At 66.3% G+C, this 23107-nt stretch carries 29 protein-coding genes and 1 tRNA gene; 12 read left to right on the forward strand and 18 right to left on the reverse strand.

Annotation, left to right across the window (positions count from 1 at the left end; all coding sequences use genetic code 11):
* Positions 1-9 precede the first annotated feature (9 nt).
* From ACUH78_RS05395 to ACUH78_RS05420, 6 genes are all read left to right on the forward strand, one after another.
* On the forward strand, positions 10-666 hold the full coding sequence (locus tag ACUH78_RS05395) for a GNAT family N-acetyltransferase (protein ID WP_418364508.1): 657 nt from the start codon (positions 10-12) through the stop codon (positions 664-666).
* Entirely contained in the window at positions 663-1538 is an 876-nt protein-coding gene (locus tag ACUH78_RS05400) for a carbon-nitrogen hydrolase family protein (protein WP_418364507.1), read from the forward strand. Before ACUH78_RS05395 ends, ACUH78_RS05400 begins: the two co-directional genes overlap by 4 nt.
* Positions 1539-1545: 7 nt before the next feature.
* Entirely contained in the window at positions 1546-2397 is an 852-nt protein-coding gene (locus ACUH78_RS05405) for a TlyA family RNA methyltransferase (protein WP_418364506.1), read from the forward strand.
* Between the two features lie 32 nt (positions 2398-2429).
* Positions 2430-3269 (forward strand): methylenetetrahydrofolate reductase [NAD(P)H], encoded by an 840-nt coding sequence (metF, locus tag ACUH78_RS05410; protein WP_445332935.1) that lies wholly within the window; start codon positions 2430-2432, stop codon positions 3267-3269.
* Between the two features lie 20 nt (positions 3270-3289).
* Positions 3290-5656 carry an ATP-binding protein gene (locus tag ACUH78_RS05415; RefSeq protein WP_445332936.1) on the forward strand — a complete coding sequence of 789 codons (2367 nt, stop codon included), beginning with the start codon at positions 3290-3292 and terminating at the stop codon, positions 5654-5656.
* A gap of 105 nt (positions 5657-5761) precedes the next feature.
* A complete protein-coding gene (locus tag ACUH78_RS05420) occupies positions 5762-7663 on the forward strand; it encodes a diguanylate cyclase (RefSeq protein WP_435750992.1) in 1902 nt (633 codons plus the stop codon).
* Between the two features lie 21 nt (positions 7664-7684).
* On the opposite strand, the gene ACUH78_RS05425 is transcribed toward ACUH78_RS05420, so the two are convergent.
* Together ACUH78_RS05425 and ACUH78_RS05430 are read right to left on the reverse strand one after the other, a co-directional pair.
* Positions 7685-9196, reverse strand: a complete 1512-nt coding sequence (locus tag ACUH78_RS05425; RefSeq protein WP_445332937.1) for a helicase HerA-like C-terminal domain-containing protein — start codon at positions 9194-9196, stop codon at positions 7685-7687.
* A 38-nt stretch (positions 9197-9234) separates the two neighbouring features.
* The gene (locus tag ACUH78_RS05430; RefSeq protein WP_445332938.1) at positions 9235-9879 is read right to left on the reverse strand and encodes a hypothetical protein; all 645 of its coding nucleotides are present in this window, start codon (positions 9877-9879) and stop codon (positions 9235-9237) included.
* Between the two features lie 132 nt (positions 9880-10011).
* Here ACUH78_RS05430 and ACUH78_RS05435 point away from each other — a divergent pair, with 132 nt between their 5' ends.
* From ACUH78_RS05435 to ACUH78_RS05460, 6 genes are all read left to right on the forward strand, one after another.
* Positions 10012-10737: a YebC/PmpR family DNA-binding transcriptional regulator gene (locus tag ACUH78_RS05435; RefSeq protein WP_418364500.1), complete on the forward strand. Its 726-nt coding sequence runs from the start codon at positions 10012-10014 to the stop codon at positions 10735-10737.
* Positions 10738-10978: 241 nt separating this feature from the next.
* Complete coding sequence (locus ACUH78_RS05440; RefSeq protein ID WP_445332939.1) at positions 10979-11851, forward strand: DMT family transporter; 873 nt, start codon at positions 10979-10981, stop codon at positions 11849-11851.
* Positions 11852-11886: 35 nt separating this feature from the next.
* Entirely contained in the window at positions 11887-12204 is a 318-nt protein-coding gene (locus tag ACUH78_RS05445; protein ID WP_418364498.1) for a heavy metal-binding domain-containing protein, read from the forward strand.
* A gap of 1 nt (position 12205) precedes the next feature.
* The gene (gene ruvC / locus ACUH78_RS05450) at positions 12206-12754 is read left to right on the forward strand and encodes a crossover junction endodeoxyribonuclease RuvC (protein WP_418364497.1); all 549 of its coding nucleotides are present in this window, start codon (positions 12206-12208) and stop codon (positions 12752-12754) included.
* A 142-nt stretch (positions 12755-12896) separates the two neighbouring features.
* Positions 12897-12972 (forward strand) — tRNA-Lys (locus tag ACUH78_RS05455).
* A gap of 389 nt (positions 12973-13361) precedes the next feature.
* Positions 13362-13742: a hypothetical protein gene (locus ACUH78_RS05460; protein WP_445332940.1), complete on the forward strand. Its 381-nt coding sequence runs from the start codon at positions 13362-13364 to the stop codon at positions 13740-13742.
* A 9-nt stretch (positions 13743-13751) separates the two neighbouring features.
* Here ACUH78_RS05460 and ACUH78_RS05465 read toward each other — a convergent pair whose 3' ends face one another.
* The 16 genes from ACUH78_RS05465 to ACUH78_RS05540 all read right to left on the reverse strand — a co-directional run bounded on the left by ACUH78_RS05465 (position 13752) and on the right by ACUH78_RS05540 (position 22893).
* Positions 13752-14462, reverse strand: coding sequence for a hypothetical protein (locus ACUH78_RS05465; RefSeq protein ID WP_445332941.1), 711 nt, complete (start codon positions 14460-14462; stop codon positions 13752-13754).
* Between the two features lie 12 nt (positions 14463-14474).
* A complete protein-coding gene (locus ACUH78_RS05470) occupies positions 14475-14636 on the reverse strand; it encodes a hypothetical protein (RefSeq protein WP_445332942.1) in 162 nt (53 codons plus the stop codon).
* Between the two features lie 27 nt (positions 14637-14663).
* The gene (locus ACUH78_RS05475) at positions 14664-14876 is read right to left on the reverse strand and encodes a hypothetical protein (protein WP_445332943.1); all 213 of its coding nucleotides are present in this window, start codon (positions 14874-14876) and stop codon (positions 14664-14666) included.
* On the reverse strand, positions 14873-15037 hold the full coding sequence (locus tag ACUH78_RS05480; protein ID WP_445332944.1) for a hypothetical protein: 165 nt from the start codon (positions 15035-15037) through the stop codon (positions 14873-14875). The genes ACUH78_RS05475 and ACUH78_RS05480 overlap by 4 nt, the downstream gene beginning before the upstream one ends.
* The gene (locus ACUH78_RS05485; protein WP_445332945.1) at positions 15025-15240 is read right to left on the reverse strand and encodes a hypothetical protein; all 216 of its coding nucleotides are present in this window, start codon (positions 15238-15240) and stop codon (positions 15025-15027) included. Before ACUH78_RS05485 ends, ACUH78_RS05480 begins: the two co-directional genes overlap by 13 nt.
* A complete protein-coding gene (locus tag ACUH78_RS05490; protein ID WP_445332946.1) occupies positions 15237-15671 on the reverse strand; it encodes a DUF5681 domain-containing protein in 435 nt (144 codons plus the stop codon). The genes ACUH78_RS05485 and ACUH78_RS05490 overlap by 4 nt, the downstream gene beginning before the upstream one ends.
* Positions 15664-16149, reverse strand: coding sequence for a VRR-NUC domain-containing protein (locus ACUH78_RS05495; protein WP_445332947.1), 486 nt, complete (start codon positions 16147-16149; stop codon positions 15664-15666). Before ACUH78_RS05495 ends, ACUH78_RS05490 begins: the two co-directional genes overlap by 8 nt.
* Positions 16116-16487, reverse strand: a complete 372-nt coding sequence (locus ACUH78_RS05500) for a hypothetical protein (protein WP_445332948.1) — start codon at positions 16485-16487, stop codon at positions 16116-16118. Before ACUH78_RS05500 ends, ACUH78_RS05495 begins: the two co-directional genes overlap by 34 nt.
* A 170-nt stretch (positions 16488-16657) precedes the next feature.
* A complete protein-coding gene (locus tag ACUH78_RS05505; RefSeq protein WP_445332949.1) occupies positions 16658-18667 on the reverse strand; it encodes an AAA family ATPase in 2010 nt (669 codons plus the stop codon).
* A 9-nt stretch (positions 18668-18676) separates the two neighbouring features.
* The gene (locus ACUH78_RS05510; protein ID WP_445332950.1) at positions 18677-18913 is read right to left on the reverse strand and encodes a hypothetical protein; all 237 of its coding nucleotides are present in this window, start codon (positions 18911-18913) and stop codon (positions 18677-18679) included.
* Positions 18910-19107, reverse strand: coding sequence for a hypothetical protein (locus ACUH78_RS05515; protein ID WP_445332951.1), 198 nt, complete (start codon positions 19105-19107; stop codon positions 18910-18912). Before ACUH78_RS05515 ends, ACUH78_RS05510 begins: the two co-directional genes overlap by 4 nt.
* A complete protein-coding gene (locus ACUH78_RS05520) occupies positions 19104-19337 on the reverse strand; it encodes a hypothetical protein (RefSeq protein ID WP_445332952.1) in 234 nt (77 codons plus the stop codon). Before ACUH78_RS05520 ends, ACUH78_RS05515 begins: the two co-directional genes overlap by 4 nt.
* A gap of 121 nt (positions 19338-19458) precedes the next feature.
* Positions 19459-20385, reverse strand: a complete 927-nt coding sequence (locus ACUH78_RS05525; protein ID WP_445332953.1) for a hypothetical protein — start codon at positions 20383-20385, stop codon at positions 19459-19461.
* A 96-nt stretch (positions 20386-20481) separates the two neighbouring features.
* Entirely contained in the window at positions 20482-21855 is a 1374-nt protein-coding gene (locus tag ACUH78_RS05530) for a tyrosine-type recombinase/integrase (protein WP_445332954.1), read from the reverse strand.
* Positions 21856-22295: 440 nt separating this feature from the next.
* Positions 22296-22604 carry a HigA family addiction module antitoxin gene (locus ACUH78_RS05535; RefSeq protein ID WP_445332955.1) on the reverse strand — a complete coding sequence of 103 codons (309 nt, stop codon included), beginning with the start codon at positions 22602-22604 and terminating at the stop codon, positions 22296-22298.
* Between the two features lie 10 nt (positions 22605-22614).
* Entirely contained in the window at positions 22615-22893 is a 279-nt protein-coding gene (locus tag ACUH78_RS05540) for a type II toxin-antitoxin system RelE/ParE family toxin (RefSeq protein ID WP_445332956.1), read from the reverse strand.
* Positions 22894-23107 lie beyond the last annotated feature (214 nt).

Raw genomic sequence — 23107 nt, forward strand, 5'->3', positions numbered from 1 at the left:
AGGATCAGCATGCCGTACCCGAGGGTTCGCAACACCCGGGTGGAGGACATCCCCGCCCTGATCGCGCTGCAGGCGCGTGTCTACCCGACCATCCCGCCATGGAGCCAGCGCAAGCTGCGCGAGCAACTCGACGTGTTTCCGCAGGGCCAGATCGTGGTCGAGACCGACGACGGCGTGGCCGGCTGCGCGAGTTCGCTGATCGTGCTGTGGGACGATTGGGCCGAGTCCCACACCTGGCGCGAGATCACCGGCGCCGGCACCTTCGATCAGCACAACCCGGACGGCCGCACGCTGTATGGCGCCGAGGTCTTCGTCGACCCCGAGGTGCGCGGCCTGGGGCTTGGTCATCTGCTCTACGAGGGCAGGCGCAACCTGTGCCGGGCCATGAACCTCAAACGCATCATCGCCTGTGGCCGGCTGCCGGGCTACGCCGCACACGCCGACGCGATGAGCCCCGAGTTCTACGCGCAGAAGGTGGTGTGGGGCGACTTCACCGACCCGGTGCTGAGCTTCCAGTTGCGCGAGGGCTTCTCGTACTGCGGCGTGATCCCCGACTACCTGCCCGAGGACGTCGAGTCGCATGGCAACGCCTCGCTGATCGTTTGGCTCAACCCCGACTACGACCCCACCCGGCCCACCGAAATCAAGGAGGATATCCACCCATGATCGTACGTATCGCCGCCGTTCAATACCTGCTGCGCTCCATCCACGACTGGGCGGGCTTCGAGAACCAGGTGCGCTTCATCATGAAGGCCGCGGGCGACTACAAGCCCCAGTTCGTGCTCCTGCCCGAGATATTCACCACCCAGCTGCTGTCCTTCATGGACACCACGGACGTCTGCGCCGCGGTGCGCAACATGAACGACTACACCCGGCGCTACAAAGAACTGATGCTCGAGCTGGCGCACGAGTGGAACGTGCACCTCATCGGCGGCAGCCACCCCACGCTGCACGAGGATGGCCGCCTGCTCAACACCGCCTACTACTTCACCCCCGGAGGCGAGGTCTTCGAGCAGGACAAGATCCACCGCACACGCTGGGAGCGCGAGAAGTGGAACACCGACGCCGGCGACCAGCTGCGCCTGTTCGACACGCCCTTCGGACGCATCGCCATCCTGATCTGCTACGACATCGAGTTCCCCGAGCTCGCACGCATGGTGTGCGAGGCGGGCGCCGACATCCTGTTCGTGCCCTCATGTACCGATGACCGCCAGGGCTTCCTGCGCGTGCGCTACTGCTGCCACGCACGCGCGATCGAGAACCAGGTCTTCGTGGCCATGACCAGCACCGTGGGCAACCTGCCGGTCGAGGGCCTCGGCCTGCACTACGGCCAGGCGAGCATCATCACGCCCTCGGACTTCCCCTTCGCGCGCGACGGCATCGCCGCCGAGGGCACGCCGAACATCGAGCAGATCGTGGTCGCCGACGTCGACCTCAAGGACCTGCAGAGCAACCGCCTGAACGGCACGACCATCCCGCTCTACGACAAGCGCAAGGACGTATACGAGCACCCCGTCGAAGTGATCAAGATCGGTTGAGGCAGCCTTGAAGTCCTTCCACCGCCGCAGCAGTCGCCCGCCCCCCACGCCGCACCCGCATACCTCGGCCCCGGCTGGGCATGGGCTGCCGCGCGCCGACCATCTGCTCGTCGCGCAGGGCCTTGCGCCCTCGCGCACCGCAGCGCGTGCCCTGATCGAGGCCGGCCGGGTGAGCTGCGAGGGCAAGCCAGTGAGCAAGCCCGCTCAGCTCCTGCCGCCGTCGGCGCGGCTGGCGGTCACGTCCGACCCCGACGACCGCTTCGTGTCGCGCGGCGGGCTCAAGCTCGCCGGCGCGCTCTCCCGCACCGGGCTGGACGTGCGCGGCTTCACCTGCCTGGACGTGGGCCAGTCTACTGGCGGCTTCACAGACTGCCTGCTGCAGGCGGGGGCGGCGAAGGTCGTCGGCATCGAGGTCGGCCACGACCAGCTCCATTCCCGGCTGCGGCAGGATCCGCGCTGCATCACGCTCGAAGGCTTGAATGCCCGCTATCTGCGCGCTGCCGACCTCGGCGAAAACATGCCGGCCCATGGCTTCGGGCTGATCGTCTGCGACGCCAGCTTCATCTCGCTCGCCCTGCTGCTGCCGCAGTGGCCGGCGCTGCTTGCGCCGGGCGGCCACGTTCTCGCACTGGTCAAACCCCAGTTCGAAGTCGGGCCTCAGGGCCTGACCAAGGGTGGCATCGTGCGCGACACCGCCCTGTACTCCGGGGTTGAAACCCGCATCCGCGCCGCCGCTGGGGCAGCCGGCATCGACGTGCTCGACTGGTTCGACTCGCCGATCACCGGCGGCGACGGTAACCACGAATTCCTTTTTCATGGCAGGCTGGCGGACGCCACCCTGTCCCCACGCATTTCCTGACACCCTTCGCGCCCCCTGCGGGCAAAGCCGACATGACCCCCGAGATCTCCATCGAATTCTTCCCGCCCACCACCCCGGAAGGTGCCGACAAGCTGCGCGCCACCCGCGACCGCCTGGCAGCCCTGCAGCCCGCCTTCTTCTCGGTGACCTACGGCGCCGGCGGTTCCACCCGCGAGCGCACCTTCAACACGGTCAAAGAGATCGCCGCCGCCGGCTTCGAGGCTGCACCGCATCTGTCGTGCATCGGCTCCACGCGCGAGAACATCCGCGAGATCCTGCAGGACTACACCGCCGCCGGCATCCGCCGCATCGTCGCGCTACGCGGCGACCTGCCCTCGGGCGTGCAGGATCCGGGCGAGTTCCGCTACGCGAACGAGCTGGTCGAGTTCATCCGCGCCGAAACAGGCGACCGCTTCCACATCGAGGTCGCCGCCTATCCCGAGTGGCATCCGCAGGCGAAAAGCCCCAGGGACGATCTGGCCGCCTTTCAGCGCAAGGTCGAGGCCGGCGCCACTTCGGCGATCACGCAGTACTTCTACAACGTCGACGCCTACCTGAACTTCGTCGACGCGGTGCGCAAGCTGGGCCTGAACGTCCCCATCGTGCCGGGCATCATGCCGATCGGCAGCTTCAGCAAGCTGGCACGCTTCTCCGACGCCTGTGGTGCCGAGATCCCGCGCTGGATGCGCAAGACCTTCGAGAGCTATGGGGACGACACGGATGCCATCCGCGCCCTGGGCCTCGACGTGGTCACGCGCCTGTGCGAGAAACTCCTCGCCGCGGGGGCGCCGGGCCTGCACTTCTACAGCATGAACGCGGCTGGGCCGACGCTGGAGATCTGCAGGCGACTTGGCCTGACGGCCCAGGCCTGAGCGTCGCACACTCCGCACCCATGGAAGAACGCGCCCGCCACGAAGCCCCCGCACGCCGGGTTTCACTCGGTCACGCCTTGCGGCGGGCGAACCTCATCGCGCTCGGCGTTGCAGTAGGCCTGGTCGCCGCCCTGCTGATCGTCGGTAATGTGGTGATCAGCGCCATGGCCCTGAAATCGAACAGCCATGCAATGGCCCGCGTGCTGGCCGGAAACGCCGCAGCCAGCCTCGCCTTCGACGACGCCGACTCGGCGCGCCGCGTGCTGGAAACCCTGCAGCACGCGGCGAGCGTGCTGCAGGCAGAGCTTCACGACAACCGGGGCCTGCGCATCGCCCGCTATCCTCACGAAGAAGGCGATGCGCCTGCGTGGCGGGCCGGGCAGACGGCGGAGGGCTCCGACAGCCGCATCGGTGCTCGCACCCTCCAGGTTTCGGAGCCGGTGACCCTGCATGGCGAGAAACTGGGCGTACTGACGCTCGAGGTAGATCTCGGCCCCATCCACCTGCAGAGCCTCGCCTATGCCACGATCACCCTGTTCGCCGCACTGATCGCGATGGCGGTGGCCGCAGCCCTGCTGCGCAACCTCAACGGCGCGATCCTTGCGCCGCTGGCCAACCTCACCCGGCAGATGGGCCGGGTCGCCGACCACGAGTACGACCAGGGCGCGCGCGCCGACACCAGCCACATCGCAGAACTCGATGCCATGGCGCAGCGCTTCAACTTCATGCTCGAACAGCTTGCAGAGCGCGACATCCGCCTCGCCCAGCACACCGAAGCACTACGCCACGCCAAGGAGGCGGCGGAGGCGGCCAGCCTTGCCAAGAGCAGCTTCCTGGCCACGATGAGCCACGAGATCCGCACACCGATGAACGGCGTGCTCGGCATGACCGAACTGTTGCTCGACAGCAGCCTGAACCCCGAGCAGCGCAGCCATGCCGAAGCCGTCCGGCGCTCCGGCCGCCACCTCCTCAATCTGCTCAACGACATCCTCGATTTCTCCAAGATCGAGTCAGGCCGGCTTGCACTCGAACGCATCGAGTTCGAGCTCGGCCAGGTGCTCGAAGAAGCCTTGGCGCTGTTTGCCCACTCCGCGCGGGAGAAAGGACTGCAACTGTTGCTCGAGCCCGGCTCCGGCGCACCCTGCATGTTCTACGGCGACCCCTTCCGCATCCGGCAGATCGTCGCCAACCTGCTCAGCAACGCGATCAAATTCACCCCGACCGGCAAGGTCGTGCTGAGCGCTCGCTTTGCCGAAGGCGCCGGCGAGGACTGCGCGATAACGATTCGCGTCGTCGACTCCGGCATCGGCATCGCCCCGGAAGCCCACGCGCGCATCTTCGAGCACTTCGCCCAAGCCGACGGCTCCACCACCCGCAGCTACGGCGGCACCGGGCTGGGGCTGGCCATCTGCCGCCATCTGGTGGAGCTGATGCACGGCCGCATCACGGTCGACAGCACGCCCGGCCAGGGCGCGCGCTTCAGCGTGGAACTGACCCTGCCCAGGGGGCGGGCGCTGCCCCTGCCGCCAGCCCCGGTGGCCGAAGCACCAGTCCAAGGCTCCGCCCCGACCGCGCCCACAACCCTCAGCGGCCACGTGCTGCTGGCCGAGGACAACCCGGTCAATCAGTCGCTCGCGAGCGCGATGCTGAACCGGATGGGCCTGCAGTGCAGCGTGGTCGAGGACGGTCTCGCTGCGGTGCAGGCGACACAGCAGCGAGACTTCGACCTGATCCTGATGGACTGCCACATGCCGCGGATGGATGGCTACGAGGCGAGCCGCGCGATCCGCGGCGCACAGCAGCCTGGCGCGCCACGTACGCCGATCATCGCGCTCACGGCCAACGTCATGGAAGGCAATCGCGACCGCTGCATCGCCGCGGGCATGGACGATTTCCTCGCCAAACCCTACACGCTCGCGCAGCTGCGCGAGACCGTCGAGGCATGGCTCCCCACGCGAAGCGAAGCGGCCGGGGCGAAGCGCCCGCCACCCACCGGCCCCGGCGGGGGCGAGGACACTGGCGCCCCTTCCGCATCGGCGATCGACCCCGCCTGCATCGCACAGTATCGCGAACTCGACCCCGAGGGCGGAACACGGCTTGCCGCACGCATACTCCGCATCTACCTCGAATCCACTCCGGCCCTGTTTGCCGAACTCGAAGCCGCCGTCCATGCAGGCGACGCCGCGGGTGTCCAGCGCACGGCGCACAGCCTCAAGTCTGCAGCGGGCAACGTCGGCGCCCATGCGCTGCAGTCCGCGATGCAGGCGCTCGAGCAAGCCGGGCGCACAGACGATCGCGCATCCCTGCCGACCCTGTTCGCCCAAGCCTCGTATCTCAACACCGAAGCGCTCACTGCGCTGGAAGCGCTGGCGCGGACGCTTCGATGAGTCTGAGCAAGCAAACCGTGAACTACGGCGCATGCGTTGCAGCGCAGAGCGTGGCATAGTGCTTCGGAACGCTGAAAAACACACGGCCACACAATACGGGCCAAAATGATAAAAACGCTTGAACACATTCCGCTCGAAGGCGAGTTGCCGAGCCCGAAAGGGGCTGCGCTCGCCATTCTGGAGGCCTGCCGCCGCGACGACACCACGACTGCGGAGATCGCACGCATCTCGCAGACCGACCCCGCACTGGCCGGCCGCCTCATCCGCAACGCCAACACCGCCGCCAATGGCCGGCGCCCTGTGGTGTCGGTCACCGACGCGATCATGAAGCTCGGCACGGGCACGGTGCGCAACCTCGCGCTCGGCTTCTCGCTCATTGACCAACATCATGCCGGCCCGTGCCGCGGCTTCGACTACGACGGCTTCTGGGCACAGTCTCTGCTGGGCGCGCTCGCCATGCAGCATTTCAGCGCCATGGCAGGCATCGGCGTCGCCGAAGAACTCTTCGCCTGCGGCCTGCTGTCGCAGATCGGCAGGCTGGCGCTCGCCACCGCCTACCCCGGCCCCTACGCCGAACTGATCGGCCAGGCCGACGCCCCCGGCCGCCTCGCCACCCTCGAGCGCGAACGGCTGCACACCGACCACAACGAGCTCACCGCAGCCCTGCTCACCGACTGGGGGCTCCCCGGCGCGCTGGTCGAGCCCATTCTGCATCACGAGTGCCCGGACAGCGCGCCCTTCCTTGCCGGTTCGCGGCCGTACCAGCTCACCCGTCTGTTCCACCTTGCCCAGCGCGTGGGCGGGCTCGCCACAGCGGCCGAGGCCGAGCGCAACCGGCTCGTTCCCGAACTGCTGCTGCTGGGCGGAAGAATCGGCCTTGACGCAGAACAGCTGGCCACGCAGATCGACGAGGTCGTGCGCAACTGGCAGACCTGGGGCGAGCTGCTCAACGTGCCCGCCCGCGCCCTGCCGGGATTCGCCGACATGGCGGCCGCGCCATCGCCCGGCAATTCACAAGGTCCGGAACAGTCCGGACTGCGCGTGCTGCTGGTCGATGACGACCCCACCGCCCGCGCCATGCTTGCGGCCGCGCTTGGGGAGACCCTCGGCCATCAGGTGGTCACCGCCTCGAGCGGCGAAGACGCGCTTGTGGCTGCCCTGCAGTTCTCCCCCCAGATCGTGATCACCGACTGGGTGATGCCGGGGATGAGCGGCCTCGATCTCTGCCGTGCCCTGCGTGCGGCCGAGTGGGGAAAGAAGATGTACATCCTCATGCTCACCGGCCTCGATGGGCGCGAGGACGTAGCAGAAGCCTTCGAGGCGGGGGTGGACGACTACCTCGGCAAGCCGGTCGACCTGCGCATGCTGCGCGGACGGCTACGCGCGGCAGCGCACTACGTGCAGCTGCTCGAGGCCTGGGAGCGCGACCGCGCGCAGCTGCGCGAATTCGCCGCCGAGCTCGCGATCTCCAATCGCAAGCTCATGCATGCGGCGATGACCGATCTGCTCACCGAGTTGCCCAACCGGCGCTCAGGGCTGGAGAGCCTGTCCAAGGCATGGGCCGCAGCGAGCCGCTCGGGGCAGCCGCTGTCGGCACTGCTCATCGACGTCGACCACTTCAAGCGCATCAACGACGGTTTCGGCCATGCTGCGGGCGACCTGGTACTGCGCGAGGTTGCGGCAGCCCTGCAGGCGGCCGCGCGCAAGGACGATGTGGTCTGCCGTCTGGGCGGAGAGGAGTTCCTCGTGATCTGCCACAACGCCGACCTGCGCTCGGCGGTAAGCGCTGCCGAGCGTCTGCGCAAGCTGGTGGAGGGCCTGAAGGTGCAGGTCGGCGAACGCAGGCTGGCGCTTTCGGTCAGTGTCGGCGTGGCCAGCCGTGAAGACTCGATGACCGACCCCGACGCGCTCGTCAACGCGGCCGACAAGGCACTCTACGGCGCCAAGGAATCCGGCCGCAACCGCAGCTGCATCACCATCCAGGGCCGTCTGCGCTGCTTCTCCTGAGCACGGGCGGCCCTGGACGCCTCAACGGCGGCTGCTGCCACCGAGCAAAGAGCCCAGGATACCCCGCACGATCTGCCGCCCAAGGTTGCTGCCGATGGTGCGCGTGACCGTTTTGGCGGCGATCTGTACCAGACCGTCGCGCTTGCCGCCGCGCGGGCCGGTGGAGCCGAACAGGATCTCGCTGACCATACCGCCGGTGTCCTCGCCACCGACCTCCTTCGCCGCTTCACGACCGGCTTCGACCGCAGCCTTTGTGGCCGCGCTGGCCTTGAGCATCTCGTAGGCGGATTCGCGATCGACCGCCTTCTCGTAATGCCCGTAGAGCACTGAGCCGGCGATTGCCGTCTTGCGTTCGGCTGCGTCGATCGGGCCGAGGCGCGAATCGGGCGCGATCACGAAGCAGCGCTCGGTGACCTGCGGACGGCCCTTTTCATCGAGGAAGGAGACCAGCGCCTCGCCCACGCCCAGTTCGGTGATCGCCTCCGCCGCGTCGAAGGCGGGGTTCGGGCGCATGGTGTCGGCGGCGGTCTTCACCGCCTTCTGGTCGCGCGGAGTGAAGGCACGCAGCGCGTGCTGCACGCGGTTGCCGAGCTGGCCGAGCACCCCATCGGGCACATCCAGCGGATTCTGGGTGACGAAATACACGCCCACGCCTTTCGAGCGGATCAGGCGCACGACGTGCTCGATCTTCTCGACCAGCGCCTTGGGTGCGTCGTCGAACAACAGGTGGGCCTCGTCGAAGAAGAACACCATCTTCGGCTTGTCGGGGTCGCCCACCTCGGGCAACTGCTCGAAGAGCTCGGACAGCATCCACAGCAGGAAGGTGGAGTAGAGCTTGGGCGAGTGGTAGAGCTTGTCCGCCGCCAGCACATTGATCACACCGCGGCCGTCGGCGCCGGTCTGCATCAGGTCGGCGATGTCGAGCATCGGCTCGCCGAAGAATACATCCCCGCCCTGCTCTTCCAGTGCCAAAAGATTGCGCTGGATGGCACCGATCGAGGCGGTGGAGATGTTGCCGTACTCGGTGGTGAAGCTCTTCGCGTTCTCGCCCACGTACTGCACCATCGCACGCAGATCCTTGAGGTCGAGCAGCAGCATGCCGTTGTCGTCGGCGACCCTGAACACCAGCGTGAGCACGCCAGTCTGTGTGTCGTTGAGATTGAGCAGACGCGCGATCAGCAGCGGCCCCATGTCGGAGATCGTGGCGCGCACCGGGTGGCCCTGCTCACCGTAGACGTCCCAGAACACGACGTTGTTGGCGCGCGGCGTGTAATTGGTGATGCCGATCGCCTCGAGCCGCTGCAGCAGCTTGGGCGAGGCGGTGCCGGCGGCACCGATACCGGAGAGATCGCCCTTGATGTCGGCCACGAACACCGGCACGCCAATGCTGGCGAAGGACTCTGCCAGCTTCTGCAGCGTCACCGTCTTGCCGGTACCGGTGGCGCCGGTGATCAGGCCGTGACGGTTGGCCAGACGCGGCAGCAGGTAGATCTCCTTGTCTGCGGTCTTGGCAATCAGCAGCGCATCGGTCATCGCATCACCTCGGAGTTGTCAGCGTGCGCCCGAGTGTATCAGGGCACCCCGCAGCCCGCGATGCAGGCGGCGTACGCCGACTCGCAGTCGGCACACTGACCAGCCGCGCAGCGCGCCTGACAGCGATAAAGCGGCGCGGCACACGCCCGGACGCAGACATTCCAGCCGGCCTGGCCCGCCGCGGGCGTGCCATAGACCCCACGCCCCGATCCAGCAGCGCAGGCGGCGAGGGCAAAGTCACGGCGCGGCCCGGGTACCCGGGCCCACTCGTCGTCCGCAAGACGCAGGTCGGCCGCCAGCGCGCCCAGCCCTTGCGCATCGAGGAACCCCGCGCGGCGCAGGCTATCGACCGCGGCGCAATCTGCGCGCCGCGCACGGTCGGCATCGAGATCCCCATGTGCCGGGTAGCCGAGGTGGATGCGCGCGCAGGCCTGTGCGAACAGGAAGGCCCGGGTGAGCGGCAACAGGCGCGGAAGCATGCCAGGGTTGTAGCGGATCACCGCAAGCCCCCCTTCCACCCCGGTCGTCACCACGGCCGGCAACTGCTCGTCGCGCAGCGCCGGCACCGGCGCGCCACGCGCATCCACACAGCCGCCATAGACAGGCTCGACGCCATCGGCCGCACACGCGCCGCCCGTCACGAGCGCAGCCATGCACCCCAGGATCCAGATCAACTTGCGCACAGCCTCCCCTCCTCACCTCGTTCGTTGCGCGCCGCGGTCGGCCACACGCAACGCATCGCGCGGATGCAGCCGACCTTCGTCGGGTTGTATACTGCGCCACTTTCAACCGATTACGGCAGTATCGAGGGTCATATGGCGGGTCATTCCAAGTGGGCCAACATCCAGCACCGCAAGGGTCGTCAAGACGAAAAGCGCGGCGCGGCGTTTTCCAAGCTGGCGAAGGAGATCACCGTCGCCGCCAAGATGGGCGGAGGTGACCCGGGCTTCAACCCGCGCCTGCGCCTGGCGGTGGACAAGGCCAAGGGCGTGAACATGCCCAAGGACAAGATCGACAACGCGATCAAGAAGGGCACCGGCGAACTCGAGGGCGTAAGCTACGAGGAGATCCGCTACGAGGGCTACGGCATCGGCGGCTCGGCGGTGATGGTCGACTGCCTCACCGACAACCGCACCCGCACGGTCGCCGACGTGCGCCACGCTTTCTCCAAGTACGGCGGCAATATGGGCACCGACGGCTGCGTGGCCTTCCAGTTCAAGCACTGTGGTCAGCTGCTGTTCGCCCCCGGCACCAGCGAGGACGCGCTGATGGAAGCCGCGCTCGAAGCCGGCGCAGAGGATGTCGTCCCCAACGACGATGGCTCCATTGAGGTCATCACCGGGCCGTGGGAATTCACCGCGGTGAAGGAAGCGCTGGAGGGGGCCGGCTTCACCGCCGAGTTCGGCGAAGTCACGATGAAACCCGAGAACGTGATCGAACTCGCTGGCGACGAGGCCGTCCGCATGCAGAAGCTGCTTGACGCGCTCGAGAGCCTGGACGACGTGCAGGAGGTCTACACTTCGGCGGAATTCTCCGAGTAAGACGACCGGCCCCGCAAGACTCGAAGCGGCGCGCGGCGCCGCTTTTTCTTTTGTGCGGGGCGCAGGGTGCATCGGGTCCCGTTCAAGCGGCCTCTCTGGCTGGGGGGCCTGCCCGCGAGGGCGGCGCCGAGCCCGCGCCAACGAGCCGCCCCTCGATCCGGGCCGCCCCCCCCCAGCGAAACCCTCCCAGCACGATCCTCCCAACGCAACCCGTACAAGCAGCATCCATCCGACCCGCGCCATGTCCGCCCTCTCCCGCCTGCTCCCCCTGTTCTTCGTGCTGCTGTGGAGCACCGGCTTCATCGGCGCAAAATACGGCCTGCCCTACGCGGAACCGCTCACCTTCCTGGTGACGCGCTATGCGCTGGTGATCGCCTTGATGACGCTGGTCGCGCTCGCGATGCGCGCACCCTGGCCGGCAAACGCGCGCGAAGCCACGCACATCGCCGTCACCGGGCTGCTGCTGCACGGCATCTATCTGAGCGGCGTGTTCATCTCCATCGACCGCGGCCTGCCTGCGGGCATCTCGGCACTGGTGGTGGGGATGCAGCCGCTGCTCACCGGCGCGCTGGCCGGTTTGCTGCTCGGCGAGCGCGTATCCCGGCGACAATGGATGGGTCTCGCGCTCGGCTTCGGCGGCGTCGCCCTGGTCGTGGGCAGCAAGGCAAGCGTCGACAGCCTCGCGCCCGAAACGCTCTGGCACATGGTGATGCCAGCGGTCGCGGCGCTGTTCGGCATCACCGCCGGCACGCTGTACCAGAAGCGCTTCTGCCCGCGCTTCGATCTGCGCACCGGCTCGGTCGTGCAGTTCCTGCCTACGCTTGCGGTATCCGCGATCATCGCCCTGAACACCGAGACCATGCACATCGAATGGACGGGCGACTTCATTTTCGCCCTCGGCTGGTTGGTGGTGGTGCTGTCTGTGGGCGCAGTGAGTCTGCTCGGGCTGCTGATCCGCAGCGGCAGTGCGGTGAATGTGGCCAGCCTGTTCTACCTGACCCCGCCCGCAACCGCACTGATCGCGTGGTCAATGTTCGACGAGCGCCTGTCCGCGCTGGCGATCGCCGGCATGGGGGTTGCCGTGGGCGGTGTATGGCTGGCGCGCAAAGGCTAGAATCGGGCCTCCACCCCACCGCGCAGGAGCATGCCATGCTGATGACCACCACCTCGAACCTCGACGGTCGCCCGATCCGCCAGTACCTCGGCGTCGTCAATGGCGAAGCCATCATCGGCGCCAACCTGTTCAAGGACCTGTTCGCGTCGATCCGCAACGTGGTGGGCGGCCGCGCCGGCGCTTACGAGCGCACCCTGGCCGACGCGCGCAACATCGCCATGGAAGAGATGCAGGAGGCCGCCGCCAAGCTCGGCGCCAACGCGGTGATCGGCGTCGACGTCGACTACGAGGTCCTCGGCCAGGACAACGGGATGCTCATGGTGTGCGTCAGCGGCACTGCGGTGCAGATCTGACTTGAGCGCGGCCAGCCAGACCGTCGCCACCCGCATCCTCGGCCTCGATCCCGGGCTGCGCATCACCGGCTTCGGACTGGTGGATCAGCTCGGCAGCCGCCTGCGCTACGTCGCCAGCGGCTGCATCAAGACGCAGGACGGCGAACTCCCCGGGCGCCTGAAGACCCTGCTCGACGGTGTGCGCGAGGTCATTGAAACCTACCGCCCGGACGTGGTTGCGGTGGAGAAGGTCTTCGTGAACGTGAACCCGCAGTCCACCCTGTTGCTGGGCCAGGCCCGCGGCGCGGTGATCTGCGGCGCGGTGTCATGTGACCTGCCGGTGGCCGAGTACACCGCACTGCAAGTCAAGCAATCGGTGGTGGGCTACGGCAAGGCGCACAAGGAACAGGTGCAAGACATGGTGCAGCGCCTGCTGGCGCTGGACGGCAGCCCCGGCGCCGATGCCGCCGACGCGCTCGCCTGCGCCATCTGCCACGCCCACGGCAGCCAAGGACTGGGTGGGCTGGCCGGCGTCGGCAGCCGCCGCCGTGCCGGGCGCATTCTCGGCTGAAACCCGCCAGCGCCGGCTTCACCGTCCCGAGCCTGTACAGGTCAACGAGACCGGTTTGTGCAAGACCTATTGCGCCACCGCGCCCGTCGGAGTAAGATCCGCGCTCTTCGACCGGGCACCAATCCGGTCCGCCGCAAGGCACGGGGGTATAGCTCAGTTGGTAGAGCAGTTGACTCTTAATCAATTGGTCCTAGGTTCGAGTCCTAGTGCCCCCACCAACAAATTCAAGTACTTAGGCCAATCCTCCGGGGTTGGCCTTTTTGTTCTTCGCTTCCATGTAAGCCTTTTGTAAGCGCCAGAAGGAAGTCAGGCCACCGTGTAAGCGGCCTGCCTCGCTGGTGCAAGTCGTAGCCTCGCCCCCCTCAAAGCGGGATTTTCTGCTCAGGCTAGACCACGGCCCCACACTCCGCGCGGCCAGCTATGCGCACGTTTCACCGCCAACGCCAGCCAGACTCCGGGCGAATCGGTGCGTAACCTGCAACCTCCGGTGAGTCTCGGGCAAGGAGCGCAGCGCATCGGTCCGCGCTCGAATCTGGCGGTTTTGTAGCGCACCCCTGCGCCTTATGGCTGCCTACGATTCCCTTCGTCATCAAACGTGGGGACCGCCATGCAGAGCACATCAATCCCGAAAGTCCGGCAGCGGTACGCCGACGTTGCAGCCCTGTTGGTGTTGTCGGTGACGGGCTCGGAGTGGGTTAGCGCGGTTGCTGCTGCGGACAGGGTTGGTTCAGGGTATCGGCCCTTAGCCTTCGCCTTTCGTCGGCTGGTGGAGCGCGGCCTCGCTGTTGAACGGGTTGTGACTTACAAAGGGTCCGCACGCAGCAAAGAGGAGAAGCGCGAATACCGGCTGGCCGATGCGGTGCCGATTACGAATCCGTTCGTTCCTGTCGCGCTCCCCAAGGCGGTCACGGGTCGCATCATCCGCAGCAAGTGGTCGATGTGCGACAGGTGGGGACGCCAAGGGCAGCGCCAGCAATGCCACCCTTGACGATGTGAGTCAGGAAGCCGGCAGCACCCGGTTCTGCGCCAGGGTGGCAGCTTTACGCACCTTGAACTGTTGAGCGCGCGGACCGACGTGCTTCATGCGCTCTTGCTCCATTGCCTCGGCAGCCTCACGGCGGCGGGCTGCACCTTCCTCTGCGATTCGAAGTCGCTCAAGCGAGCGGGCCTCGGTGCCATCGACACGCTCGCGCTTGAGGCGAAGGATGGTTTCATCGGTGCGGACCTCGAACATATCGCGCACGCGGGCGAGTTCGGTAAGGTTGGCGTCGGATGTATCGAGTTCGATGCCAGCAAGGAAGCTAGCCCACCCGGATTCGAGGGAGGCCAGTTCATCCGCCAAGGTGCGCAGCTCGGCGCGCACTTTCAGCACCTCGGGCATGGCGGTGTCACCCTTTGCGACCGCAGCGGCTTCAGCCACACGCAGCGCAGGCTCGCGGCGGGCAATCTCGGCCCTCAGTTCCTCGATGCGGGCGGGCGTCGGGTTCTTGTCGATTTTGGCGCGTGCGGCCTTGGCTGCCTTCAGTTCAGCGGTGGCGGTCGCCAGCTTGTTGCGCAGGTCGATAACCTCGGGGTGGTCATCGAAGGCGTTGTCGGGGATAGCGTCCATCGCGGCCTCAAGTGCGGCCTGTTCGGCGGCTTTCATCGCATCTTCGGCCTCGCGTTCGGCGGCGAGTTGGGCAGGGTTGATGTAATGACCAAGTTGCATGATGTGGTTGTCCTAACGGTTGGTGTCGGGGGTGGGGGGCATGGAGTCAAGCAGCGTCTTGGCAATGTCCAGCCTTACGTCATTGGGCAGGGTGGCGATGATTGGATTGGTGTTCTCTGCGCCAAAAGCGATTAGTTGCAGAATCAGGTCGTCGGGCTTTATTTCGTCGTCCATTGTTTCTATCTCCACAACAATCGGCTGTCAGTACGGGTCCGGCTCTCGCTCGGGCGGCGAAACGAAGTGGATGTTCGTCACGCGATGCCCTTCAAGCGGTCCGTCATACGGCCGGCCCTCGCGCTGCATCCCGGTCAGGTTGCCGTCCATGTAGAAGCAAACGACGCTCGGCAAGTCCCAATGGCTGCCCTGCTCTCGGCCCCCTTCAAGTTTTTGGACGCGGCTCTCAAGTCGGCTCATGCTGGCACCTCGGTTTCGTCGGCCCACCCGATGATGGTCACCGGCCTGTCGGGGGGTATCTCGGCAGACAGGGTGCCGTCCTCGGCCTGCCACAGGAACACATGCTCCTGCTCGGGCTGCCGCGCTTCCAGGCGCTCGATACGGTCGGTCAGGCGGCGCATGTCCGTGTCTCCAGGTGGCGTAGCACATCAACAAACGCATTGCGAACCTCGGCCTCGGTGATGCCATCAGGCAGTGCCGGTGTCGGCAGGTACTCATCCGTCGCACGCAGCACAGCCAGCACATGAGCGGCTGCACGCTCCGCCACATCGACAGGACGGGCGATGCCCTCCAGGGCTTGAATACGGGCGTTCAGGCGGCTCATTTGCGGTTCTCCAATGCAAGGATGCGCTGCTCAAGCTCGTGGGTTTCCAGCGCCTTCCGACGGCTTTCAAGGATGCTGCTGAGTGTGCCGCCTTCGCCGGGCGTAATCCCGCCATCGGCCACAGCCTCAAGGATGCGCTGCTGCGCTTCGGACACGCCCGCGACGTTGTGAGTGCTCGGCAGGTCGGGCAAGTTGATAGGCCGGTCCTTCGGTGCAGGACTCACGCGCTCCAGCACCAAGCGACAGGCTTGCAAGTCGCCTTGCAGGGCTTCATCAATGACGCGCTGCGCCACAGCCTCCGCGTGCTGGCCCATCAGCGCGACGATTGGGCGCTCGATTTTGTTGCGCGTACCCTTGGGCTTGCCTGCGGGATTCCCGCTCACCCCTCTCTGAAAAGCATGGGGCGGGGGCGGTCGTTTTCTCTCACTCACTTTGAATCCTCTCTGAATCGTTCAGAAAATTCTCTGCTTTCAGGCTGAGTAGGGGTGCGCTAGCGTTTGCCGACAACTTTTGATGCACGTCGGCGCAGTTGCGAGCAACGAAGGCGCACCCACCGGCCTGATTCACCGTATCGAGGAACTGCTGCTGCTCGGGACTGAGGCGGCCTTTCGGCGCTTTGCACTCGACCGCCAGAAGGCGACCGTCCCGTAGCTGCCCGATTACATCGCTGCATCCCTTCCAGCCGAATCGCACAAACTGGCCCTCGGGTGTTCGGAAAGCGCCGGAGTTCTGACGCTCGGCCCAAGCCACAGCCGGGTGGTTGCGCAGCGCCCGTAAGACTTCGTACAGCGCAGCGGCCTCTGGTCGGTCGTGCTGTCTCGGTGCGCGCTGCTGCGGGTCGCCAAAGAGGCAGGTCTGCTCTGGTCGCTTCCTGGTCACCGGCTGACCTCCCGCTGCTCCAGAAGCCACGCGGTCGCCTCATTGGCGGCCTTGCTGCTGCCGTGCCGGTCTGGATGACACAGGCGCACCAGTCGGCGCAGCATGTCGGGCGGGATGCCCTCGGGCTTGGCGCGTTGTGCGTCGAGTTCCAGCGCCAGCACACGAAGGCGCAGGCGGTCACGTTCGGCGCGGGCCTCGGCAAGCTCTGCGGTCAGTTGCGCCAGTCGGTCGGGTGCGGACTTCCTTGCGGCCGGGCTCGCCTTCCAGCACGGCAAGCAAAGGCGCTTCCAGCTTTCGCCAGGGGTGCGGGTGAAGGTGTCCCCGCACTCCTCGCAGGTCGCGCGCTCCAGGGTGTCGGCTCGGCTCATCGGCGGGCCTCCTGCATCAAGCGGACAACGAGCGGACAAAAAGCAGACAACGAGCGGACATTTCGGACACCACGCGAGCGGACGGACAGGACAACCCCCTTTAAGGGGTTGTCCGTGTCCTCCCGTGTGTGGGCGTTTGTCCGTTCGCCAGGGTGAAACGGGGTCATTCCTCACCCCCCGCCACTGGCGCATAAACCCCCCGGGCGCATGCCTTGCTCTACTTCCCCGGCGGCCGTCAGGGCGCGCAGGATTCTTTGCATGGCTTTTTCCTTGGCGTCCGGGCTCTTGCCGGTCAGCAGGCCGGCGGCGTCGCATGCCTCGCGCCAGTCCTTTAGCTGCGGTGCCTCGGTAGTCGAAAGCTCGCGCAGCAGGTCGAGGGCTTTGCGCTCTCGGGTGCCGATGGTGCCGGCCTCGCTCTCGGCAAGTTCCGCCAAGCTCAACAGGCCACCCGCTCCACGCTTCAGCCATACCGGCACAAACGCATCCGGCGGCGCAGCGTTGGATTTGGTCAGGGTCAGTTGCACATGCGCCTTGCGCTCGGCGGTGTCGCTGATGCCGTATTTCCGGGCCTCTGCGGCGGTCATCGTGCGCAATGCAAGCTCACCCCTTACCGCGTCCGTAATCGCGCCAGAACCTCGGCTCGTATGGCTCCCGAGTTCGTCGGCTTGGTTCGTCGCCTTGGCGGCATGGCTCGCCAGCACCACGCATGCGCCGGCCTCCAGTGCCAGCCGGTCGGCAAGCTCCCCGAGTCGCCTTTGATGCGCCGGGCTCATTTCGTCGCCTTCGGTCAGGGCCAGAGCGGGGTCAAGGGCGATGAATCGAAGCTCCGGGATTCGCTTTGCAAGGGCGAACAGGCCGGCGGCTTCCTTGGTCTCGTGAAGGGTGCCATTCGGGCCGGCGGCCAGCAGGCGGCAGGCTTGCCCGGCCATCGGGAAAACCTTCAGGCGCTCGGCAATCAATCGGCGCTCGTGCGGGCTCAGGTCGGCATGGCGCGCATGGTTGGCAATCACGCGATGCACGTTAGCGGCGTCATCTTCGGCCAGCAGCAGCAGGGCGGCTCCCGTCCGTTCGATTTGCCACCCCCACGGGAGGCGGCCAATCACGGCGGCGATGCCCAGGTGATAAAGCGCGGTCGTTTTGCTCGTGCCTCCCATGCCGGTCAGCAGGTGCGCGCGGTTGGCTAGCAGGCGCTCATGCGCGAACCAATGCAGGGCCGGCGGCGGGGTGTCGAGGTAGTCGGCAATGCTCCCCGAGTCGGCAGGCCACAGGGTCGGCGGCGGCTCTACTGCGTCGGCAATTGCCCGGCGTACTGCCTCCAGTCCATGCGCGGCGGCGTAATCGTTCCAGTCCGTGCCCTCGGGGCTGTCGAAGCTCGGGAAAACGGCGATGCCCTGCACCACCTTGGCGGCCTCAAGGGCTTTCGTGCGGCCGGGATTGCCCTCGGTCGCGCGGTCGTCGTCGCCAGCAATCACCAGCTTGGCGCGCGGGAATTGCTCGCGCACGTCGCAGGCCACAGGGCGAAGGTTTCCGGCGGTGAAGGTCACGCACACAGGCCAGCCGGTCGCCTCGTGAATGCTCGCGGCGGTCGCGTAGCCTTCAGCCAGCACCAGCGGGCCGGCGTCGGTCGGCTCGCCAATCCAGCATCGGCCGCCGGCCATCTTTCCGCCGGGCATGAATCGCTTCTCCCCGGTCGGGCTCACGCTCTGCACCGATTGAATCCCGCCGTCCTGGTCGAACACGGGAATCACCAGCCATCCGCCACGCTCACGGGCGATGTGAGCGGCGATGCCCTTGCGCTCTAGGTAGGCGTGCGCCGTTGCAGGTTCGGCCGCCTGCCACGTTGCAGCGGCCTTCCTTGCGGCTTCCTGATAACCCTGTTCGCGTTCGGCTTCGGCCTGCTTGCGGGCTTCCTCGGCACGCGCACGAATGGCGGCAAGCTCGCCAGGATTGGGCGGCGGGCCGTCCTTCTGGCGCTGCCATGTGAAGGCGCTTCCGTCGCGCCAATTGCCAAAGGCTGCGCCGTCCTGGTCGGGAAAGATGCGAAGCCAGCCGGCGGCATCGTCCTTGCGGCCGTTCGTCGGGAATCGGCACAGGCGGCCGGGCTCTGGTTCGCGCTCGGGATATGCCATGCCGGCACGCTCAAAGGCGCTCGGCAGGTCGGGGGTGAATAGCACTTGCATAGCGCGGCCTCACCTCCAGCCGGCGAGGGTTGCGGCCACAGCCAGAAGCGCCAGCCAGCCGGCCAGCTCGGGGGCGATGAATCCGCCTTGCTTGCGCTTGTCGAGGGCGTCGGCTTTGCGGGTGCCAGCGGTCGGCCAGATAGCGGGCGCTGCGGCGGGCAAGGCGTCCGGGGAAAGGTCGGACGCGGTATCATGGCGCTGATCTAGGGCGCTCTCGATTGCTTTGCGGTCGAGGGCGTTTGTCATTTCGCGCCCCCTTCGATGGACTCGGCCACCTTCAGCAGTTCGGCGGCAAGGCTGCGCATGCCACGCGGGCCGATGGTCACGAATACGGGGCGCTCTTGCTCCGCATCGGACACAATCAGGCGAAGGTTTGCGGGGTCGGCAACAATGGTGCCTCGGCCCTCGCAGTGCCGGTAGAGGATGGCGGGCGCGTTCATGCTGCCACCTCGCCAGCGGTCAGGCGGTCGATAGCCTCGGCAGGCCACGCCAGGAAGCGGGAAGGAAGTTTGTGCGGCCGGACGCCGGCGTAGTGCCCGGCGCGGCAAACTGCGGCGCGCAGGGTTTGCGGCTTGATGTGAAGGGCGGCGGCGGCCTGCTCGGTCGAGTAGCTGCGGCAGGCGAGCGGCGCGTCATTGCGCCGTGCGGTCGGGATGGTTTGGGCTTGCATTCGGGGTACTCCGTCGAGTGGTGACGGTCACCATTGAATACAGCTCAATTCCACCGCATAACGGGGGCAGGTCGTAAACTGCCCTAGGGTGCCCCAGGATGAAGCGATAAAAATCAGCGGGTTACGATTTTCCGCGTTGCTGCGAAACTGCCCCAGGTACGCGGATGCGTGCCTCTGGAAACAGGCGGGCGTAAAGGGGTGCGGCGCTCGGTTGTCGGCCTCCTTCCCACTGATAGCCGTTTAGGTAGCGGTCGAGACTGCCGACGCTCTTGATGGTCCGCAATCCTGCGTCGAGAGCGTGTAACAGGTCGAGGAAATCCGCCTTGGTGCCCGGCATTCGCGCGCGGTCGAAGGTTTCGCCAAGCTCGGCGGCGCGGCGCTCGCACTCGCTCACATACAGCGCGATGCGGCCGGCTTGGGTTTCGCGCTTGGGCTTTGCTGGCGCTGCTTGCTCTTGGGCAGCAGGCCGGGCCTCGGGCTGCTCCGCTGCGACAATCTCGGCAAACTTGACCAGTTGGCTTCTGCGCACGGCCAGCATGTCGGGCGTGACGTCGACGGGGTTACCGAACTGAATGGGCCTGCCTATCCAGCGATTGAAAATAGACACAGCCCGGCCTAATCGCACCTCTCCGTTGGCAGCCAGTATGCTCACGTCCTCATCCGACAGCAGATAGACGCTTTGCTTTTTGGCTGCTTGCTCCCACTTGTGGAGAAGCGCAATGTCGGGGCGCATACGCCGGACGGCAACCTCTGCAATAGCTTCGGGGGTGAATAGTCCGCGCGGCACGCCAGCATCGGCGGCGGCCAGCCCGCCAAGCGACCTCGGGTGTGACTTGGTTAGCCGCTCGACCTCGATGGCCTTTTCACGAAATTCACGCAGGACTGGCTCAGAGTGCTCCGGGTTGCACTTCGACTCAGGTATCACTGCATAGACTGGCAGCCTGTCGTGCGCGTCGATTAGGTCGTCAGCGGTGAATGTCCTGCCGGTGGTTTTCGACAACCACTCGGCGGCGGCGTCGAGCCGCACAGTGCCGTGCTTGGGTTCCATTTGCGCTCCTTCGTTGCGCGCCTTCGTTTGGGTGCCGCGCCAGGGGGCGAAGGTGTCCCCCTTTTCGGATGGCCGTCCTAGGCGCGGCATGCTCGGTCAGGCGGCGCGCAGGTGTCGCACGTTCGCGGGTTGTCTCTCGGCTTGCGCGATGGCCTCTAGCCTTGCCTCCCAGGCCACCAGCGCCGCGCGCTTCTCGTCGGTGTATGCATGCCGGTCGTAGTGCGCGGCCTGCACTCCGCTGATGCCGTGGGATAGCAGTTGTGCGCGGGTGTCCTTGCTGATGCCCAGGGCGGCAAGCATGGTTTCCACGGTGCGGCGAATGTCGCGCACATTGAAGGGCTCGCCACCGATGCCGGCGCACACTTCGGCGGCGCGGTTGCTCACGGTCTCGGGGTTCATTGCCACGCGGCCATGCGTCGAGAAAAGCCACAGGCCGGCCAGCTCGGGCGCGCGGCCTTCCTGCTTGGCGCGCTCGGTCTCTCGGGCCTTGGCACGCTCCACCAGCGCGGCCACCATCGCGGCGGCGTGCGGTGCCAGCGGTAACAGGTGCTCGCGCGGTTGCGTGCGCTTGCCCTTGCCATCCCACAGGCGAAGCGTTGCGGTGTCCTGGTCGAAGTCTCCCACCTTGGCGCGCAGCAGTTGCGCCATGCGTTGCCCACCCGCGTACAGCGCCAGCAGCAAAGCCGTGTCGGAAAGCTCGGGGCCGGTCTCGTTCCCGATGCGCAGCAGGTGCCCGATGTACGCGCGCAGTTCGGCGGCGCTCAGGGTACGGTCGCCTCGTTGCACGGCAATCGCCGGGATGGCGTCGACGGGGTTGTGTTCGATGCCGAAGGCAATCAGGTCGGCAGGAAGGGCGGAATCGAAGGGCGCACGCTTGGCGGCATTGAATGCGGCGCTCAGGTAGCTGCGCAGGACTCCGGCGGCGCGCTCCTTGCCGGCTTCCCTCACCCGGCGCACCAGCGCGGCTACCTCGTGCGCGGTCACGGCGCGGGCGGGCTTGTTCGCGGCCTCCTGGTCGATATGGCACTTGAACAGGCTCCGCGCTCCGGCGGCGCTCTTGCCCTTGCCGGCACGCTCCAGGGCGCTCAGGTAGGCATCGCACAGGGCGCGCAGGGTGTAGCGGGCCTGTCGGTCGGCTTCGGCCTTGGCGGCCTCTGCTGCGGCTCGCTTGGCCTCCGCTGCGGCGATGCGGTCGCGCTTCTGCTCGCGCGGGTCGGCTCCCTGGTCAATCAGGGTTTGCAGGCGGCGGGCTTCGGTGCGGGCGTCATCAAGGTTCCAGGCGCGCACGTCGCCAATGGTCACGCGCAAGTCCTTACCGTTCAGCTTGCCTTGGAAGATGTACGCCTTCGCTCCAGCAGTCGCACGCACGGCGAGGCCGGGCGCTTCGGTGTCCCAAAGGAAGGTTTGGGCCTTGTCGGTCGGGCAGGTGAATTCCCGGATGCGGCCAGCGGTCAGTTTGATGCGGGGCATGGTCTAGCTCTCCGTCATGAGCGCTTACACGGGAATCCATGTAAGCGCTATGTAAGCGGATTCTAGCAACGTCGCTCAACATCAATCAACCAACTGACGCCTGTAATCCTATATTTTTCAGCGCTTTGCGACCTATGCGACGATGAATCGCAGTAATGCGAATGCACGCATAATGTGACTCTTAATCAATTGGTCCTAGGTTCGAGTCCTAGTGCCCCCACCAACGAATACAAGCACTTGGGCCAGTTCTCGCGGACTGGCCTTTTTGCTTTCCGGGGCCATGTAGCCACCATGTAGCCAAATCCGGGCGGTGTAGCCACGCGGCCAGCGCACGGGGCGCGCTCTAGGTCAGCGCTTTCGTTGAGAAGGTGACAGCGAAGGCGATTGCTTCCAACTCGGCAAGTTTGCGACGTACTTCAACAAGCCTGTGCAGGCGCTCATCATCTCGGGCGCATCTCGGGCGCACGCTGCACCGCGGGCATGCCGGCTGCGCGGGCCTTACACAGGTCATAGGCGGCCTGCTGCGCAATCCAGGCGTCTGCACTGCCACCGTTGGCCACACCAAGCCAGCCTTCAATGCGCAAGGCCATTTCGGGCGAGATTGCAGCGCGCCCATTGAGCACGCGAGACAGGGCGGCGCGGGTCACTCCAAGTTGCGCGGCGGCGTCGGTCACGGTCAGGCCAAGGGCCGGTAGTACATCCTCGCGCAGCGTTTCGCCAGGGTGCGGCGGGTTGAACATCGTCGTCATGGTCTTGCCCTCAGTGATAGTCCTGGTAATCGACCAGAACCGCGTCTCCGCCGTCAAAGCGGAACGTCAAACGCCAGTTTCCATTCACGAAAACCGAGTAGTGGCCTACCAGACTTCCGACAAGCGGATGCAGACGCCATCCCGGCACGTTCATGTCCTCGGGCACTTTGGCGGCGTGCAGTCGTGCCAGCAATCGGGCTAGCTTCGGCGCGTGATGCGGCTGGATGCCTGCCTTGCTGCCAGTCTCGAAAAAGGCCTGCAGCCCTTTGTGCTCAAAGCTCTTTATCATGGCCTATTGTATAGCGTAGCGTTTCACAACTCAATGAATCCAATCAAGCGACCACGCGCAGCGCAGGGGCGGCGCGCTTCGGGGTCCCACAGGAAGGATTGCGCGGTGCCATCGGCGCAGGTGAAGCGGCGGATTCGTTCTGGGGTCAGGCGCTCGCGTATCTATGGTCGATGTATACCTCAATGCGCCGCGCGACCTTCGCCGCGATTCATGG

The organism is Thauera sp. ZXT1-4, assembly GCF_052598215.2.